The organism is Arcanobacterium urinimassiliense (assembly GCF_900119495.1).
In the GTDB taxonomy this organism is placed as follows: Bacteria; Actinomycetota; Actinomycetes; order Actinomycetales; family Actinomycetaceae; genus Arcanobacterium_A; species Arcanobacterium_A urinimassiliense.
This window is the reverse complement of record NZ_LT632435.1, coordinates 1,108,093-1,125,054: the sequence shown is the minus strand read 5'-3', so window position 1 is coordinate 1,125,054 and position 16,962 is coordinate 1,108,093. Positions and strand designations below refer to the sequence as shown.

Genomic DNA, 16,962 nt, shown 5'->3' with positions numbered 1-16,962 from the left:
CATTACAATTCCAGGCGGCTATTGAAGAATTACAGACTGAAAAAATACAGATAGAAGAAGCACGAGCCGCGCTCTATCAACCTTTGGCTCCGGATTTGCAGGCAGCTTATCAGCGTTCGCAAGCGAGTGGTGGATTGAGCGTAATTGGATTGCATCCTGATGGCACTTCTACCGGGGGAATTCAGCTTTCACCTATGGAAGTAGCAGCCGTAAGAGCTGCTAATCGGGAAGAAATATATCTCTCGGAAGAATATGAATGCATCGTGGTAGTGCTAGATTCTTAATAAGTGACGCAGTAATAGGTGCTGCGAGTAAATAAGTGACGCAAAATTTTTCCATAGCGCTAGCGAGTAGAAAATAATCTGCGTAGACTAGACCCACGGAATGAGCTGTTCAGGCGGTCGCGAGTAGAGATATTCGAGGAACGTCCGGGCTCCACAGGGAACGGCGGTGGGTAACACCCACTCGGGGCGACCCGCAGGAAAGTGCCACAGAAAATAAACCGCCGCAAGGTAAGGGTGAAAAGGCGAGGTAAGAGCTCACCGCGACATTGGTGACAGTGTCGGCATGGTAAACCCCGCTGGGAGCAAGATCAAGCAGTGTGCAATGAGGTATCCCGCTGAGCATACGGGTAGATCGCTGGAGCGAGTCGGTAACGGCTCGCCTAGATGGATGGCCGCCGCCGCTTTAAGCGGCACAGAACCCGGCGTATCGAGCAGCTCATTCCGCTATACTCTCTTATCCACGCTACGCTCCTTGTGCCGCGCTCCGCTGATTTTGCGTAGGTAAGGTGAGAATTTCTGCTCCGGCACTACCAATCACAATAGTATGCTCCCACTGTGCCGTTCGTTTATGGTCTTTGGTGAGGACTGTCCAGCCGTCATCCCACTGCTCCCAGGCGATATCGCCGAGCGTAAGCATTGGCTCAATAGTAAATACCATTCCTTCTTCTATTAAATCGTCATAAAGTGGTGCCGCATCGTAATGGGGCACGATTAAACCGGAATGAAAAGCTTCTCCCACGCCGTGGCCAGTAAAATCTTCCACCACTCCGTAGCCAAAACGCTTCGCATAGGATTCGATTACTCGCCCAATCACATTGATACGCCGCCCGGGTTTAGCTGCTTTAATTCCGCGCATCATAGCCGTATAGGTGCGTTCGCAAAGCAAGCGGGATTCTTCGTCTACCTCTCCGGCATAAAACATTGCATTTGTATCCCCGTGCACACCGTGAATATAGGCAGTGACATCTAAATTCACAATATCGCCTTCTTGGAGAGGCCGGGAATCGGGAACTCCATGGCAAATTACTTCATTTACCGAAGTGCAAATCGATTTTTTAAATCCCATGTATTCTAGGCAGGAGGGGTAAGCGCCATGATCACACATATATTCGTGGGCAATTTTATCTAAAGTATCGGTAGTGACTCCGGGAGCTACTGCCGCTCCGGCGGTGTAGAGTGCATCCGCTGCAATTTGCCCAGCTATGCGAATTTTTTCTATTGTTTCGCTGCTCTTTACATCAGAAGCCGTCACTCGTTCGGGTCCGCTGTGATAGAGATACTCAGGGCGGGGAATTTTATTTGGCACATGCCGTCCCGGTGAAACTTTTCCTGCTTTAATATTTCCTACCGGAGCTGTGCTTTGCATATTTTCCTCTTTTTCACTTATTTAGAATCGGTATTTTTCGTTTCCTACCCCAAATCTACTCTGTCTACGGCAGAATATATATAAGGAAAGAAAGAAGGGTCATGGATAAACAGCAAGAATACGTATTACGCCGGGTAGCCGAAGAGGATATTCGCTTCATTAGACTTTGGTTTACCGACGTAGCAGGTACGCTTAAATCAGTAGCAATTGCCCCCGCCGAATTAGAATCCGCTTTTCAGAACGGAATCGGTTTCGATGGATCTGCCGTGCAAGGTTTAGCGCGGGTATACGAATCAGATATGCTTATGCGCCCAGATGCTTCTACTTTCCGGATTCTGCCCTGGTACGAATCAGGAGAAATTACCGGGCGAATCTTCTGTGATATTTTCACTCCGGATGGGGAGCCGGCGCACTCCGATCCACGTGCGGTATTAAAACGCGCTCTGAAGCATGCGGCTGATTTAGGATTTACTTTCTATGCTCATCCTGAAATCGAATTCTATCTTTTCCATCCGGAAAATGACCCAGCTGTGGTGCCTACGCCTATCGATAACGGTGCTTATTTCGATAATATATCGCGGTCTTTGGCGCGAGATTTCCGCTCCAAAGCAGTGAAAACTCTAGAAGATATCGGTATATCGGTAGAATTTTCCCATCACGAAGCTGGCCCGGGGCAAAACGAGATAGATCTACGGGTGGCAGATGCCCTGGCCATGGCAGACGACGTAATGACTTTCCGCGTGGTAATAGACCAAGTGGCATTACAACAAGGGGTGCAGGCTTCCTTTATGCCGAAACCTATAATCGAATATCCTGGAAGTGGAATGCATACGCATTTTTCTCTCTTCGAAGGGGACCGCAATGCTTTCTTTGCGCCGGCAGAAGAATCGGGACTCTCTCTTACCGGGCGGAAATTTTTAGCGGGTCTGCTCCACCACGCGCGGGAAATTACTGCTATTACGAATCAACACGTAAATTCCTATAAGCGGCTTTGGGCAGGATTTGAAGCTCCCTCTCACATAGCTTGGGGAAAGAATAATCAATCGGCTTTAATTCGCATCCCGACTCTACATTCTGAAGATTCTCGCTCTGCTCGCCTCGAATATCGAGCCTTAGATTCGGCAGCTAATCCTTATTTAGCTTATGCAGTAATTCTTAATGCGGGCTTAGCGGGCATAGAAAATGATTATGAACTGCCCGAAGCAGTAGATACTGACGTAGCTGCCCTCACCGAGCGAGAGCGGCAAATACTAGATATTTCTTCACTGCCTACTTCTCTGCACGATGCGCTGCGAGAAATGGAAAAATCAGAATTGGTGGCGCGCACTCTTGGCGAAGATGCCTTCGAGTACTTTTTACGGAATAAGCGCCAAGAGTGGGAAACTTATCGCTACCAAGTGACCCCTTTTGAACGGAAAAAATTTCTGGGTGGTTTCTAGGAGAGAAAATTTGCCGCTGCAGGTGAAGTATTCAGGGTAGCGAGAGAAAAAGGGGTAATTAAATGACGCGGGCACAGAGCGAGCAGGGGATGCTAGCAAAAGCTGGTTTCTTACATCCGCAGCACGCTTTGGAATTGCTAGCAGATCCGATTCTAGAAAATGTGGATAAGAATTGGCTTATCGAGCAATTGCGCCATTGCGCCGATCCGAATCAAGCATTGCTGGAATATGTGCGTCTTGCCAGCGCAGTGGAAAGTGCAGGAGCAGAAGTTAGCCAAATTTTTGCAAAAGTGTTGGCTGATGCGGTAGCTAGCCGGAAACTTTTCGCTATATTGGGATTGTCGAGTGCGCTCAGTAATCGGCTTATAGCCCAGCCCTGCGAAGTAGAAATATTTCTCTGCGCTCCGGAAAAAACGCGTTTATTAGAGCTATTAACCCCTTATTTAGCTGCGGATATAAATTTTGATTATGCGGCTGCGGTAGAAGTATTACGCAATTACTATTGGCAGAGAATTATGCAAATTGCGGCCGCTGATTTGACGCAAGTAGAAGCTACTGCAGGTATGCCAGAGGTGGGTAAAGAGATATCGGCTCTAGTAGAGGCCGCCTTAGGTGGAGCTCTCGCTATTGCCCAGCGGGCTGTGCCGGAGAGTAGTGAAGTCGGTTTGGCTATTATTGCGATGGGTAAATTAGGGGGAGAAGAGCTTAATTATATTTCCGATGTGGATGTAATATATGTGGCGCGTAGTTTAAATCCGGAATTATCGGAAGCGGCAATGCTGGAAAAAGCTACTGCTTTAGCGCAGATAGTAGCGAGAGTAGTGGGTGCGCCCGGAGCGGTGCCGGCGCTGTGGAAAATTGATGCGAATCTCCGGCCGGAAGGCAAAGAAGGGCCGCTGGTACGCACTCTTGAATCGTGCCTTCGGTATTACAACGAATGGGCAGAAAGCTGGGAATTTCAAGCTCATATTAAAGCGCGCCCAGTGGCTGGTGATAAAGAGCTCGGTACCCAGTATGTGCAAGCATTGGCGGCATTAGTTTGGCGAGCGGCAGAGCGCAGTAGTTTTGTGGCTGATACCCAGGCAATGCGCCGCCGAGTTGAATCTCTGGTACCTGCCAAAGATGCGCCGCGGCAAATAAAATTAGGAGCAGGTGGTCTGCGCGATGTGGAATTCACAGTACAGCTTCTACAACTGGTGCACGGGCGGGCAGATACTACATTGCGGGCAGCTGGCACCCTAGAAGCAATTACCGCCTTGAGTAACGGTGGATATATTTCCCGCCGAGCGGCAGAGCGGCTGCGCGAGGATTATAAATTTTTACGTACCCTGGAGCATCGTCTGCAATTACAGCGTTTTCGCCGTTGCCAAGTACTGCCGGAAGATAGTGAAGAACTGCGCCGCTTAGCTCGTTCTATTTCGGGAAGTGGATTTCGCACTGAAGAAGATTTAGTTTCCTATTGGCAGCGGGTACGAGCGGAAGTGCGCAAGCTACATTTAGAAATTTATTACCGTCCGCTTTTACCTGAAACTGCCAAACTTTCGGTAGATGATGTGTCTCTCCAGCCAGAGGCAGCTCAAGCTCGCTTAGCGGCGATTGGGTATCGAGATCCAATAAGCGCTTTGCAGCATATCGAAGCCCTCACGGCGGGAATTTCGCGGACAGCTGCGATTCAAAAGCAACTTCTGCCGGTAATGATTGGTTGGTTTGCGCAAGGCCCCGATCCAGATCAAGGCTTACAAGCATTTCGGATAGTCTCAGAAGAATTAGGGGCAACTTCTTGGTATATGCGCACTTTGCGCGATTCAGGAGCGGCAGCAGAAAGATTGGCGCGTGTGCTTTCTTCCTCGCGTTATATTGCGCGGGAATTACCAGCTTTAGCAGAAGCTATTTCGTGGCTAGATGAAGATAGTCAACTTACTCCGCGCAGTACCGCTGAATTGCGCCGCGAATTAGATTCTATGGGGGAGCGGGCGAGTTCTCCGCAAGATTTGGCGCGGGCAGGGCGCTATTTACGCCGGCGGGAATTACTGCGCACGGCTTTGGCGCAGGTGCTGGATATGCTCAGTTTAGAGCAGGTACAGGGCGCTATTTCTACGGCGGGTGATATTACTTTAGAAGCGGCGTTCCGGGCGGCAAAAATTAAGACGCTCACTGAGCAGGAGCAGGAAGAGGTACCGGCTGATCTCGCAGTCATTGCTATGGGGCGTTTTGGCGGTAAAGAACTTAGCTATGCATCTGATGCCGATCTCATATTTGTGCATCGGCCACGGAAAAATGCAGCTATAAATGTTGATTTTGCAGATAGTTTTGCTATTAGCTGGGCAAAAAATATTATTACTTTACTGCAATGCTCTGATGTGGAACCGCCGCTGGTAGTTGATACTGATTTACGCCCGGAAGGGAAAAATGGTCCACTTTCGCGCAGTTTAGAGAGTTGCCGCCACTATTATCAGCATTGGATAGAGACTTGGGAAAAACAAGCCTTGCTGCGGGCGCGGTTTTGCTGTGGAGATTACGATCTCGGAGAAAAATTTCTCTTGCTTATTGAGGATTTGCGCTATCCTCCGCAGGGAATTACGGCGGGAGAGATACGCGATATTCGCCGAATAAAGGCACGGGTAGAGAAGGAACGGATGCCGCGCGGAATAGCTCCAAGCCGGCACGTAAAGCTCGGGCGCGGCGGCTTGGCAGATGTGGAGTGGTGTATTCAATTGCTGCAGCTAGAGCAGGCGGGAAAATACCCACTTTTGCGCACTCCCCAAACTTTAGCGGCATTAGCTGCGGCAGCTAAATGCGGATTACTATCCGCACAGGAAGCTAAAGAGCTGCGCGAAGCGTGGGTTTACGCCTCCCAAATCCGCAATTTTAATGCACTGGGTACCGGGCGTCTCCAGAGCATAAAAGTGGACGTATTGCCTGCAGCAAGCGAACAAGTAGCTGTGCTAGGAGCGCTTTTTGGCTATCCGCCGGGGCGCCGGCACAATGTGGAAGAAGATTACCTGCGCCGCGCCCGCCGAGCTCGCGCCGTAGTGGAAAATATCTTCTACGGAGATACGCCCTAGAGTTTTAGAGTACTTTTGAGAGAAACTCTTTCGTCCGTGGGTGCTGCGGATTCTCAAATATCTCGCTCGGGATATTATTTTCGATTATGCGCCCTTCGTCCATCAGAATTACTTGATCGGATACTTCGCGCGCAAAGCCAATCTCGTGCGTTACCACGATCATCGTAATGCCATCCTGCGCTAGCTGTTTCATGACGGCGAGCACTTCTCCCACCAATTCCGGATCGAGAGCAGAAGTAGGCTCATCAAAAAGCATTAGTTCTGGATTCATAGCTAAAGCGCGGGCAATGGCTACTCGTTGCTGTTGGCCACCGGAAAGTTCAGCTGGATAATGCTGTGCGCGGTCGCTTAAGCCCACTCGTTCTAATAGCTCTAAGCCTTCTTTGTGCGCTGCCTTTTCATCTTTTTTCAGCACGTGAATCGGGGCTTCGATTACGTTTTCCAAAGCCGTCATATGCGGAAAGAGATTGAAGCGCTGAAAGACCATGCCGATGCGAGCACGTTGGCGAGCAATATCTTTATCGGAAAGTTCGTAAAGCTTACCGTTTTTTTCTTGGTATCCGAGCAATTCATCTTGTACGTATATCCGCCCAGCTTGAATTTTCTCGAGCTGATTAATGCAGCGCAGCATCGTGGATTTACCAGATCCAGAGGGTCCTAAAATTGCTGTTACGCTGCTTTTTGCTACCGAAAAAGACACTCCCTTTAGTACGTGCAGCTCGGCAAAGAATTTGTGTACTCCCTGTACGGAGACCATCAAATCGCTATTTTCAGAAGTCATTTGTACATCCTAAGGTGTGTATTCGATAAACGGGTCAGCAGAGGTGGTTTGGGCGGCATTTATAGCGGATTGCCGCGAGTGGCGTAATTTCTTCTTGCGCCGTTTGGTATGCCGCTCTTCGCCGCCAAATTCTTTGGCACCTTTTCCGAAGTATTGCTCTAGATAGTGTTGGCCTACCATCAGAATCGAAGTGATGAGTAGGTACCAGATAGCGGCCACCAAGAGATAGGGGACGGGGCGGAACGAAGATTGCCCCATCGCATTAGTTACGTAGGTCAGTTCCAAAGTGAAAGGCACCGCCGTCACTAAGGACGTAGTTTTCAACATGGAAATCGTTTCGTTCCCGGTAGGAGGAATGATTACCCGCATCGCTTGGGGGAGAATAATGCGCCGAAGAATTTGCCCATTACTCATGCCCAAGGCCTTAGCGGCTTCTTCTTGCCCCGGGTCTACAGAGTTTAAGCCAGAGCGCACTATTTCCGAGAGATAAGCGCCTTCGTTTAGGCCTAAGCCCAATACCGCACAAGCAAACATAGTGTGCTGCATATTGTCGAATACTCCGTAAGGGGAGAAGCTGAAGAAGTTAATGCCGGTAAAAGGAATACCTACGGTAATCGATTCATATAGCACTCCGATCAAACCCCAGAAAATTAACTGGGTGTAAATAGGAGTACCCCGGAAGAACCAGATATACACGGTCGCTACTGCCCGCAGTACCGGATTGAGCGAACGGCGCATTATAGCCATAGTTACTGCCATAATAATGCCGAGTATCATCGCTAATACGGTGAGAGCGAGTGTCCAGGCGATAGCTTCTAAGATTTGCGGCTTGAAAAGCACTTCCCGCACTACGCCCCATTCATATTTCGGATTAGTAATGAGCGTATTTATAATCATTACGGCTATTCCCCCCGCAATTAAAGCGGAGAACCATCTGCCATAATGGCGCACCGGCACTGCCTTAATAAGCTGTGGATGCTCTATATCTGGAGAATCTTTTATCGTTTGCATAATATCCATACCGGGAACGAAACTGATTATTTAAAATTAATTCTTGGGGTTCAGTATAGCTTCAGTGGCTACACCGTCTTTAATTCCCCAGGTGCTGAAGATATTGGCCAAGTGTCCATTCTTGATTAAATCCTGGACAGCGGCTTGGATAGCTTTCGTCAGCTGCTCATCGCTCTTGGAAATTGCTACGCCAATACCGGCCATATCGTCAGGTTCACCTACTACTTCCAGCGCTTTATTGCTGGTCTTGACGGCGTATTCGGCTACGGCCGAGTCCGCGTAGAAGGCCTTCAACTTTCCACCGGCGACTGCCATGGTAACTGCGGATTCTTCACTGTAGCGCTGAATCTGCATCTTCTTGTCGCTCGGGCATTTATCGTTGAGCGCATCAATAGTTTCATCCTGGAAAGTGCCCTTCTGGACGCCTACTACCGCTCCGCAGGGATTCTTCGGATCGAAGCCATCTGGATTACCGGCTTTAACGCCCCACAGGGAACCGGTGGAGAAGTATTGCACCATATTTACTGCTTCGAGACGCTCCGGAGTAATTGTAAAGTTGGCAATACCTACTTCGTACTTGGTACCAATACCGGCAATAATGCTATCGAATTCTGAATCCTGAATATCGGCTTCTAGTCCCATCACTTTCGCGAGGGCTTTTGCGAAATCGATATCGTAGCCCTGGGCGGTTTTCCCATCAGGGGCGTAGAACTCGGCGGGGGCATAGAATACGTTGTCGCCGATGGTCAATTTACCGTCTGCCTTCACTGCATCCGGTACCATTGCGGCAATTTCGTCATTAGTCTTTACTCCACTGAGGTCGGTGGAGAGTACTTCGGTATTCGCTCCGGCGTTTGTATCTTTTTTATCTGTATCGCCGCTGCCGCCACAGGCTGCTAGAGAGAGGGCGAGGGCAGAGGCGAGAAGAATAGCTGCTGTCTTGCGCATGATTTGCTCCTTTAGTTGTTGAAGATATTTATTACTATATACATAATTATGCGTAAGTGTGTATATATACTCAATTTGTGAGGTGTTTCGCTTTTTTAGGTAGGGAAGGGGAGCATAGGGGGAAAGAGGGACGCAGGGAAAATAAAACCCGCTGCCAGAAATTTATTCCAACAGCGGGGCTCAGATTTTTCCTATAGCGGGCAATAACCGCGCTAATACTTACAAATCGTAATAGAGCGAGAACTCGTAGGGATGTGGGCGCTGGCGCAAAGGCTCAATCTCATTTTCGCGCTTATAAGAAATCCACGTATCGATTAAATCGTCGGTGAATACATCGCCCTCAGTGAGGTAATCATTATCGGCACGCAAACATTCCAGAGCTGCTTCCAAAGATTCCGGTAACTGCTCGATAAGTGCATGCTTTTCCGGAGGAAGCTCGTATAGATTCTTATCGATAGGAGCTGGCGGCTCAATTCGATTGCGGATACCATCTAGCCCGGCCATTAATTGTGCAGCAAAGGCTAGGTAGGGATTAGCAGAAGGATCTGGGGTGCGATATTCGACCCGCTTAGCCTTCGGAGAATTACCCGTCACCGGAATACGAATACACGCAGAACGGTTGCGGGCGGAATAAACCAGATTCACTGGTGCTTCAAATCCGGGTACGAGCCGGTGGAAAGAATTAATAGACGGATTAGTGAATGCGAGCAGAGAAGGAGCGTGGCGCAAAAGACCGCCAATATACCACCGCGCTAAATCAGAAAGCCCGCCGTAACCGCGCTCATCGTAGAAAAGCGGTTTGCCATCTTTCCAGAGAGAATGATGGCAGTGCATTCCCGAGCCATTATCTCCATAGAGCGGTTTTGGCATAAAGGTGGCAGTTTTTCCGTTTGTGAAGGCAGTGTTCTTGATGATGTACTTAAATTTCATCATATCGTCGCCTGCTGCCTGCAAAGTATTAAAGCGATAATTGATTTCGTGCTGCCCGCCGGTGCCCACTTCGTGATGTTCCCGTTCAATCTGGAGGCCTGCCTGCTGGCAAAGGGCGGTCATCTCATCGCGCAAATCCACTATTTGGTCATTGGGTGGGACGGGGAAATACCCTCCCTTTATGCGCGTCTTATAGCCTAAATTACCGCCTGCTTCAGCTTTGCCGGTATTCCACCATCCTTCGCGGGAATCTAAAGAGTAGAAGGCGCACTGCGGGGAATCTTCGAAGCGCACTTCGTCAAATACGTAAAATTCGGCTTCGGCCCCGATATAGATGGTATCGGCAATGCCAGTAGAACGGAGATATTCTTCGGCACGGGCAGCTACTGTGCGTGGATCACGCCGATAAGGCTCTCCGGTAAAGGGGTCTACCACGGCGCAGTTAATAATCAGTGTCTTATGGCTGCGGAAAGGATCCACGTAGGCGCTGGCTAAATCAGGTATTAAGCGCATATCAGATTCGTGAATCTCGGTGAAGCCGCGTATAGAAGAGCCATCAAACATGAGGCCTTCGGCTAAATCAGTTTCCGATATTGCCGTTGCCGGCATAGCAAAATGCTGCATTACCCCCGGCAAATCACAAAAACGAAAATCCAAAAATTGGATATCTTCTTTTTTTATAAACTCTAGGGCGCCGGAGACGTCAGCAAACATAAAACTACTCCTCAATATCGCTTCTTAGCCGCGCATAGCGCGCCGGCTTACTTTCATCTTGGTGGGATCTATCCCTTTAGGAATTGGCAACGGATTAGTGCCCACTGCATCGAAGCGGGTTACTAAGGCGGCTACTTCTTGATTCGAAATATTCTTTGGTAATTTGCGCAAAGCTTTTTGTAAATTCCGGATAGGTATCTGCCCTTTTTCTTTCCCGACCTTTAGAGTATGTACCGGAGCAGAAGGGGCGATGCGCTTAATAGCGCGCCGTTCTTCGTTCAATAATTTATTTACGCGATTAGCGGGGCCCTCCGATATTAGAACCACCCCGGGGCGTCCAATCGCGCGGAACACCATATCCTGCGTCTTTACATTGAAACGTACCGGTTCTTCGGTGATTGCCCAGCCTCGCTTCAATTGGCCGAGTACTGCGCTGACTGCTCCCGGCATATTTTCTAGCTGTTTGTAGGAGGCATACTTTACTGCCTGCGTCAGCACTACGAGCGTGAGCAACAGTGCCAAGAGGAGACCGCTTACGGAGAAAAATATCCAGCTCTTCGTGACGGCTGCGACGATCAAATTGACGAGGAGGACACCGCAAAAGGTGCCAGCCAGTGCAAAAGGAAGCCAAGAATAGCTGGTTTTTGCTACTTTATAAGCGTCAGCTAAATAAGAATACCAGCGCTTTTTCTTCGGCTTTTTTGCTTTTGCTTCTTTATCGTTTTTAGCCATTATTCCCCTCACTTGTGGCAGTGTTCCTTTATCTGCTTACTCTATTCTAATTTATACGCCAAGCTCAGCAGAAAAATCTGCTTCTTCTAAACGGAGTTTTACATCACGTAAATAGCGAGAGGCATCTGCTCCGTCGATGATGCGGTGGTCGTAGGAAAGGCAAAGATAGCACTTAGAACGGATAGAAATAGTTTCGTTGCCATCCTGATCCTTTACTACCCCGGGGGCGCGGTGAATCACGCCCGTGCCTAAAATAGCTACATTAGGTTGATTGATAATTGGCGTATCCATGAGTGCACCAATTGACCCGGTGTTAGTGATAGTGAAAGTAGAGCCGTGTAATTCTGCTGGATCTATTTTTCCGCTGCGAGTACGGGCAGCTAAATCAGCCACTGCCTTGGAAAGACCGGCGATGTTGAGGTCACCTGCATTCTTAATCACCGGCACATACAGCCCTTTTTCGGTATCTACCGCCACCCCGATATGTTCACGGTCGTGATAAATAATTTCCTCATCTACAAGTGAAGCATTAATAATCGGATGGGCTTTCAAGGCTTCCGTGGCCGCTTTAATAAAGAACGGCAGATAGGTGAGCTTAGTGTTTTCCCGGGTATAAAAAGCATCTTTTGCTTTGGCGCGTAGCTGTACCAGCCGTGTCACATCTACTTCCATGACGGTGGTGAGCTGGGCAGAGGTCTCCAACGAGGAAATCATATGGCGGGCAATAGCTTTCCGCACGCCAGTCATTTTTTGCTTCGTGCCGCGCAGAGCGGCGGCCGCCGCTGCTTTCTCTAGTATCTGTGCTTTCACCGAAGCTGATTCGCCCCCTACCTGAGGGGAGATACCAGAAACGGCGGGAGTGGCGGGCGGCCTGGCTGCTGCAGCCAGCACATCTTGCCGACGAATCCGGCCGCCGACACCGCTACCTTCTATTTTGCTTAAATCCACCTGTTTTTCTTTTGCTAATTGGCGCACGATTGGCGTCACATAGGCGCGGGCTGAATTATTCGTTGCAGCGGAAATTGGCGCAGCTGTTGGCGCAACTTGGGTATTTCCTGCAGGTGCTTCGCTAGCTGCTGGCGCCGGAGGAGTAGTTGGAGTGGTTGAAGCGGAAGGAGAAGAAGAGAGCGATTCTGCAATGGAATCGGCAGGGGAGGGTGTGGCGGTATCAGCGGTGGCATTTTCTTCCGGCTTTGCATCTGTATCCGCATTTAGAGAATCAGCAGGGGAAGCCGCATCGTTTTCAATACGCGCTAGTTCCGTGCCTACCGCTACCGTTTCTCCGGCTTCTACGTAGATTTCCGCCAGCACACCTGCCGCCGGAGAAGGTACTTCGGTATCTACTTTATCGGTGGAAACCTCTAGCACTGCTTCATCGAGTGCAATAGCTTCGCCTACTTTCTTTAGCCAACCAGTTACGGTACCTTCCGTGACCGATTCGCCAAGTGCCGGCATCTTAATAATTTCTGCCATTTTATTTTCCGTTTCTTCCTCTTTACCCGTGCAGTGGTTTTCCAGCTAAAGCCGCGATAGCTTCTCCGATAGCTTCATTCTGGGTGGGATGGGCATGAATGAGATCAGCAAAATCTTCTGGATAAGCCTCCCAGCCTACCAGTAGTTCTCCCTCTCCTATTTGCTCTCCTATTCGTTTACCTAATGCATGAAATCCGAGAATAGGGCCAGATTTCTCGCGCACTAGCTTGATAAAGCCTTCGCTTCCGAGAATACGGGACTTGCCATTTCCCGCCAAATTGAAGCGAGCAATTTCGATATTTTCCGCACCATACTTAGTTTTTGCTTCTTTTTCACTCATTCCTACTGAAGCAATCTCCGGATTAGAGAAAGTGACGCGGGGGATATTCTGTTCACGGAGTGGGCGAGGATTAAGACCGGCAACTTCTTCTGCTACAAATACCCCATGTAAAAATCCGCGGTGCGCCAGTTGTAGCCCCGGTACTACATCGCCCACCGCATATATATTTTCAATATTGGTGGCTAAGCGTTCATTGGTACACAAAAAGTCTTTTTCCCGCTTTAATCCGAGTTCTTTGCAGCCGATATCGTCGGTAGCAGGGGCGCGCCCAATCGCGATAAGCAAATAAGCAGCGGAAAATTCCTGGCCGTCTTTGGTGCGCACCCGTACGCCGTCTTCATCTTCTAGGACTTCGGCAAAAAGGGTATTGAGATAAAAATCGATACCGCGCTTGCGGAAGGCACGCTCCAAGGCGCGAGAAATTTCCACATCTTCATTCGGCACTAGATGTTCTAGCCCTTCAATAATGCTGACTTTTGCTCCGTACGAAGCCCAGAGAGAAGCAAATTCCACTCCGATTACGCCGCCGCCTAGGACGATGACGCTTTCTGGTACTTCCTTTAGCTCGAGGGCTTCTGTAGAAGTGAGTACGCGTTTAGTTATTTTTTGCCCTAAAGTGCGCGGATAAGATCCGGTGGCCACCACGATATTCCGCGCTGTAATATTTCTATTTGCGAGAGAAATAGTGTGAGTATCGGCTAATTTGCCTCTTCCTGAGATGACCTCTACTTTCCGACTGCGCAGAAGACCTTGTAGCCCTTTATACATCTGGGAGATGACGGAATCTTTATAGGCATTTACTTCCGCCATATCTATTCCTAAAAACTGGCTCTGCACACCTACCGCAGCACTCTGACGCACTTCGTCTGCTACTTCGCCAGTGTGGAGCAGCGCTTTTGCGGGTATACAACCGCGGTGTAGGCAAGTGCCACCCACTTTGTCTGCTTCGATAAGTGCAGTCTCTAATCCCAACTGCCCAGCGCGTAGCGCCGCCGCGTATCCACCGCTGCCAGCTCCGAGAATAGCGAGGTCATATATTTTTTCCGCTGTCACTGCCTATTTTCTCCTATATTCACCGCGAGATTACCAATATTATTGAACCACACTGCCTATATTTTTCCCACTGCGGCACTGAGAAATTTTCTATACTAGAATTTCTGCCACAGCATAAAAGCGATAGGGCTCTTACATACGGTTTACTTAAAGTGCAAAGAGGAAGAAAAATGCAGATTCCCTGGGGTAAAAAGAAAAAAGCTCAGCAAGAGCGCCAGCGCTATCTACAGGAATTCGTAGATACCCGTGCCGAGGTAGAGGGCTATTTTGAAGCAGCTACCCCCCGCAGTCCTGCCGCTTTGCTACTGGTGGCTATGGATGGGGAGTGGACGCGCCGGGCCGTAACAGATTTAGCTGAAGCAGCGAAAGTGGCTGCCTCGCTCGGGATTTCTCTCTATGACGTAGCTAGAGATGGATATCCGCCTGCTATGCGGCAATGGAATCAAAGCCATTTGGGAAATTAAGGTTATTGCAATCCCACTTTAATTTTGGCATTTATTTTCCAGATGTTGCACTAGCGTGCGGAGCATTATGCCGGTAGCTCCGGCTGGCGTATATCCATAGGCGCTTTCATTATTGAAAGCTGGCCCAGCAATATCTATATGTGCCCACGGTGTATTTCCTACAAAGTTTTGCAAGAAGAGCCCAGCCACGAGCATTCCGCCGGGGCGTTTTCCCGAATTTTTCATATCAGCTATGCGGCTGCGCAGCCCGGTAGCTAAATGTGCGGGTAAAGGCATCTCCCAAGCGGCTTCTCCTGCCGTATCGGCGGCTTGGCGTACGGCTTTTCGGATCTCCGGAGTGCCCATAATGCCACTGAGGCGTTCACCCAGTGCCACCACAGCTGCACCGGTGAGAGTGGCGATATCTATTACTTCATCCGGTTCTTCGGCGCAGGCCATGAGGAGACCATCTGCCAGCACCAAACGCCCTTCCGCATCGGTATTATTTATCTCTACCGATTTTCCATTGCGGTAGGTGATTACGTCATCGGGGCGAATAGAAGAGGCAGAGACCATATTTTCTGCTAAGCACAACCACGCCGTCACGCGAATAGGTAAATTCAAACGCGCCGCACTAAGCGTAGCTGCTAAGACGGTGGCAGCACCCGTCATATCCGTTTTCATATCCACCATAGAAGTAGGTGGCTTCAGAGAATAACCGCCGCTATCGAAAGTAATTCCTTTCCCTACCAAGGCGATAGAATAATTGGCCTGGGCCGGTGCCCATTCCACGCGTACCAGACGCGGCGGAGTAGCAGATCCCGCACCTACCGCCGCTATTCCAGCAAGTTGCTCCTTAGCTAAATCTGCTCCCGCGAATACCTTTGCTTGGCAACCGTACTTCGCCGCTTCCGCTACTGCGATATCGGCTAAATCTTGCGGATTTAAATCGCGCGCCGGCGTATTTACTAGATCGCGTACTTGATATACTGCCTGCGCAATCAGCTGCGCTTTGGCAATAATTTTTTCGGGATTTTCCACCGCGGAAAGTACGATAATTTTTTGTAGCTGTGCCTTCTTTGCTTGCTGATAGGCAGTAAATTGATAGGCTCCCAGCAGCGCACCCTCTAAAATAGCTTGTAGCTGATCCGCGTGGTTGTGGGGAAGCGCAATAACTACCGGGGAAATAACTGCGTCTTTTTCTTGGTATTTACTGAGTGCCTTTTGCCCAGCGCGGATAGCGGCGCCGGCAGCTTGGCGGAGCGCATCTGAGCCAGTCTCAGTTAAACCAGAGGCGATTAAGGGATAGCGTGAATCGAGCGGAGAAGGAATAAGATAGCTATCTCCGAGAGCGCAATCTGCGCCTACTGCGGTAAGGGAAGAAGAGAGCTGCGCTAAAAATGCGGAGTCCGGGATATTGCTCAGCACCTGAACCTGGCGAGAATCTTTTTCCGTTTTTATACCGACGGCGAGCGGAGCTGCTAGAGAATCTAATTTTTTCACTACTTCTATGCTGACCATCATTTTCCCTCTCTCAAAAATTGCTCGCCTCTCGCCTCTCGTATCATCTCCGAAGCTGCCGGCCTATTTCTTCTTCTTATACGCACGCTGCGCGCGATAGGCAGCCTTTATTTCATTCCAGCTCACTCCTTCTGGAAATTCCCCACGCTTTACTTGCGGAGAGGGAAGACGCCAGCGGCGGAAATAAAAGCCCCGGCCAAACATTTGCATCAGATAACCGCGCGGCACATTGGCAAATCCGAAATGATAGCCAGCTAATAATTTCGCCAGTTTTGCCACCACGAAAGAGTGCACGCCCATCAGGATGAAAAGTGCGTAGAGCAGGGGCACGCTGTAGCGCGAAATTTGCGGTAAACGCACTTGCAAAAACATTAAGGGCAACATGAGCAGAATCGCAATCGGCATAAACATAGCCGAAATAGGAGCGGAGGCGTCTACAAAATCTCGACCCCACCGGCGAATTTTTCCTTTATGCTGCGGTGGCATATGTGTCTCATCGCCGCTGCGCATAGCTTGCTGCTGGCGCTGGTAAAGTTCGTCATTTTTCCGGCGATTTTCCTGCTTCCAAGCTTTCTTTTCGCTGCGGCTCATCTTGCGCCGATCTGCTACGATTGGGCGGCGATTCCGAGCTTCTACGTCTTTTCGCTTGGGAGTAGGCGCACCTTTGGGCGGTGTATAGCCTCCCGCGAGCTTCTGCGGGGTCTTTTCTGCTTCTTTTTCTGGGGCAGATTCCTTCTTTTTGAATACCAAGAAAACATCCTTTACTCGCTAAACAGCAGCTCCCTTATTCTAGCTAATTCCGGAATAAAATACGTAACCGGGATTATTAGCCTGGGCGTCAGGAGAAATTCTGCCTTAGAAT

General features: G+C 49.6%; 14 protein-coding genes and 1 other RNA gene. 5 read left to right on the top strand and 10 right to left on the bottom strand.

Translation table 11 applies throughout. The features are described 5' to 3' along the window. Together BQ7117_RS05115 and rnpB are read left to right on the top strand one after the other, a co-directional pair. On the top strand, positions 1-284 hold a 284-nt coding region (locus BQ7117_RS05115; RefSeq protein ID WP_474070691.1), incomplete at its 5' end, for a zinc ribbon domain-containing protein. 101 nt (positions 285-385) lie between these two features. After that, an RNA gene (rnpB, locus tag BQ7117_RS05110) (RNase P RNA component class A) lies at positions 386-727 on the top strand. 20 nt (positions 728-747) lie between these two features. Here the strand turns inward: rnpB and map are convergent. Next, the gene (map, locus tag BQ7117_RS05105; protein WP_073996496.1) at positions 748-1,650 is read right to left on the bottom strand and encodes a type I methionyl aminopeptidase; all 903 of its coding nucleotides are present in this window, start codon (positions 1,648-1,650) and stop codon (positions 748-750) included. Between the two features lie 101 nt (positions 1,651-1,751). Between map and BQ7117_RS05100 the strand changes: the two genes are divergently transcribed. Together BQ7117_RS05100 and BQ7117_RS05095 are read left to right on the top strand one after the other, a co-directional pair. Next, positions 1,752-3,089, top strand: a complete 1,338-nt coding sequence (locus tag BQ7117_RS05100; RefSeq protein WP_073996495.1) for a glutamine synthetase family protein — start codon at positions 1,752-1,754, stop codon at positions 3,087-3,089. Between the two features lie 62 nt (positions 3,090-3,151). Further along, a complete protein-coding gene (locus BQ7117_RS05095; RefSeq protein WP_073996494.1) occupies positions 3,152-6,154 on the top strand; it encodes a bifunctional [glutamine synthetase] adenylyltransferase/[glutamine synthetase]-adenylyl-L-tyrosine phosphorylase in 3,003 nt (1,000 codons plus the stop codon). Between the two features lie 4 nt (positions 6,155-6,158). On the opposite strand, the gene BQ7117_RS05090 is transcribed toward BQ7117_RS05095, so the two are convergent. The 7 genes from BQ7117_RS05090 to lpdA form a co-directional block, all read right to left on the bottom strand. Then, complete coding sequence (locus tag BQ7117_RS05090; protein WP_073996493.1) at positions 6,159-6,935, bottom strand: amino acid ABC transporter ATP-binding protein; 777 nt, start codon at positions 6,933-6,935, stop codon at positions 6,159-6,161. Positions 6,936-6,944: 9 nt separating this feature from the next. Beyond that, the gene (locus tag BQ7117_RS05085) at positions 6,945-7,937 is read right to left on the bottom strand and encodes an amino acid ABC transporter permease (protein WP_419865610.1); all 993 of its coding nucleotides are present in this window, start codon (positions 7,935-7,937) and stop codon (positions 6,945-6,947) included. A gap of 45 nt (positions 7,938-7,982) precedes the next feature. Continuing rightward, on the bottom strand, positions 7,983-8,894 hold the full coding sequence (locus BQ7117_RS05080; protein WP_073996492.1) for an ABC transporter substrate-binding protein: 912 nt from the start codon (positions 8,892-8,894) through the stop codon (positions 7,983-7,985). A gap of 219 nt (positions 8,895-9,113) precedes the next feature. Continuing rightward, positions 9,114-10,538 carry a type I glutamate--ammonia ligase gene (gene glnA / locus BQ7117_RS05075; RefSeq protein ID WP_073996491.1) on the bottom strand — a complete coding sequence of 475 codons (1,425 nt, stop codon included), beginning with the start codon at positions 10,536-10,538 and terminating at the stop codon, positions 9,114-9,116. Between the two features lie 24 nt (positions 10,539-10,562). Further along, complete coding sequence (locus BQ7117_RS05070; RefSeq protein WP_073996490.1) at positions 10,563-11,270, bottom strand: DUF4191 domain-containing protein; 708 nt, start codon at positions 11,268-11,270, stop codon at positions 10,563-10,565. 51 nt (positions 11,271-11,321) lie between these two features. Next, positions 11,322-12,743 (bottom strand): 2-oxoglutarate dehydrogenase, E2 component, dihydrolipoamide succinyltransferase, encoded by a 1,422-nt coding sequence (gene sucB / locus BQ7117_RS05065; RefSeq protein WP_073996489.1) that lies wholly within the window; start codon positions 12,741-12,743, stop codon positions 11,322-11,324. A gap of 22 nt (positions 12,744-12,765) precedes the next feature. Next, entirely contained in the window at positions 12,766-14,136 is a 1,371-nt protein-coding gene (gene lpdA / locus BQ7117_RS05060; RefSeq protein WP_073996488.1) for a dihydrolipoyl dehydrogenase, read from the bottom strand. Positions 14,137-14,306: 170 nt separating this feature from the next. On the opposite strand from lpdA, the gene BQ7117_RS05055 reads away from it, so the two are divergent. Continuing rightward, complete coding sequence (locus tag BQ7117_RS05055; protein WP_073996487.1) at positions 14,307-14,600, top strand: oxidoreductase; 294 nt, start codon at positions 14,307-14,309, stop codon at positions 14,598-14,600. A gap of 18 nt (positions 14,601-14,618) precedes the next feature. Here BQ7117_RS05055 and BQ7117_RS05050 read toward each other — a convergent pair whose 3' ends face one another. Then, positions 14,619-16,103, bottom strand: coding sequence for a leucyl aminopeptidase (locus tag BQ7117_RS05050; protein WP_084789918.1), 1,485 nt, complete (start codon positions 16,101-16,103; stop codon positions 14,619-14,621). A gap of 60 nt (positions 16,104-16,163) precedes the next feature. Beyond that, on the bottom strand, positions 16,164-16,850 hold the full coding sequence (locus BQ7117_RS05045; protein ID WP_073996485.1) for a DUF3043 domain-containing protein: 687 nt from the start codon (positions 16,848-16,850) through the stop codon (positions 16,164-16,166). Positions 16,851-16,962: the final 112 nt, after the last annotated feature.

Coding starts and splice junctions, on each gene's coding strand:
- BQ7117_RS05055 (WP_073996487.1), top strand. CDS start 14,307: ATGCAGATTCCCTGGGGTAAAAAGAAAAAAGCTCAGCAAGAGCGCCAG.
- map (WP_073996496.1), bottom strand. CDS start 1,650: ATGCAAAGCACAGCTCCGGTAGGAAATATTAAAGCAGGAAAAGTTTCA.
- sucB (WP_073996489.1), bottom strand. CDS start 12,743: ATGGCAGAAATTATTAAGATGCCGGCACTTGGCGAATCGGTCACGGAA.
- BQ7117_RS05095 (WP_073996494.1), top strand. CDS start 3,152: ATGACGCGGGCACAGAGCGAGCAGGGGATGCTAGCAAAAGCTGGTTTC.
- glnA (WP_073996491.1), bottom strand. CDS start 10,538: ATGTTTGCTGACGTCTCCGGCGCCCTAGAGTTTATAAAAAAAGAAGAT.
- BQ7117_RS05090 (WP_073996493.1), bottom strand. CDS start 6,935: ATGACTTCTGAAAATAGCGATTTGATGGTCTCCGTACAGGGAGTACAC.
- BQ7117_RS05050 (WP_084789918.1), bottom strand. CDS start 16,103: ATGATGGTCAGCATAGAAGTAGTGAAAAAATTAGATTCTCTAGCAGCT.
- BQ7117_RS05100 (WP_073996495.1), top strand. CDS start 1,752: ATGGATAAACAGCAAGAATACGTATTACGCCGGGTAGCCGAAGAGGAT.
- BQ7117_RS05080 (WP_073996492.1), bottom strand. CDS start 8,894: ATGCGCAAGACAGCAGCTATTCTTCTCGCCTCTGCCCTCGCCCTCTCT.
- BQ7117_RS05070 (WP_073996490.1), bottom strand. CDS start 11,270: ATGGCTAAAAACGATAAAGAAGCAAAAGCAAAAAAGCCGAAGAAAAAG.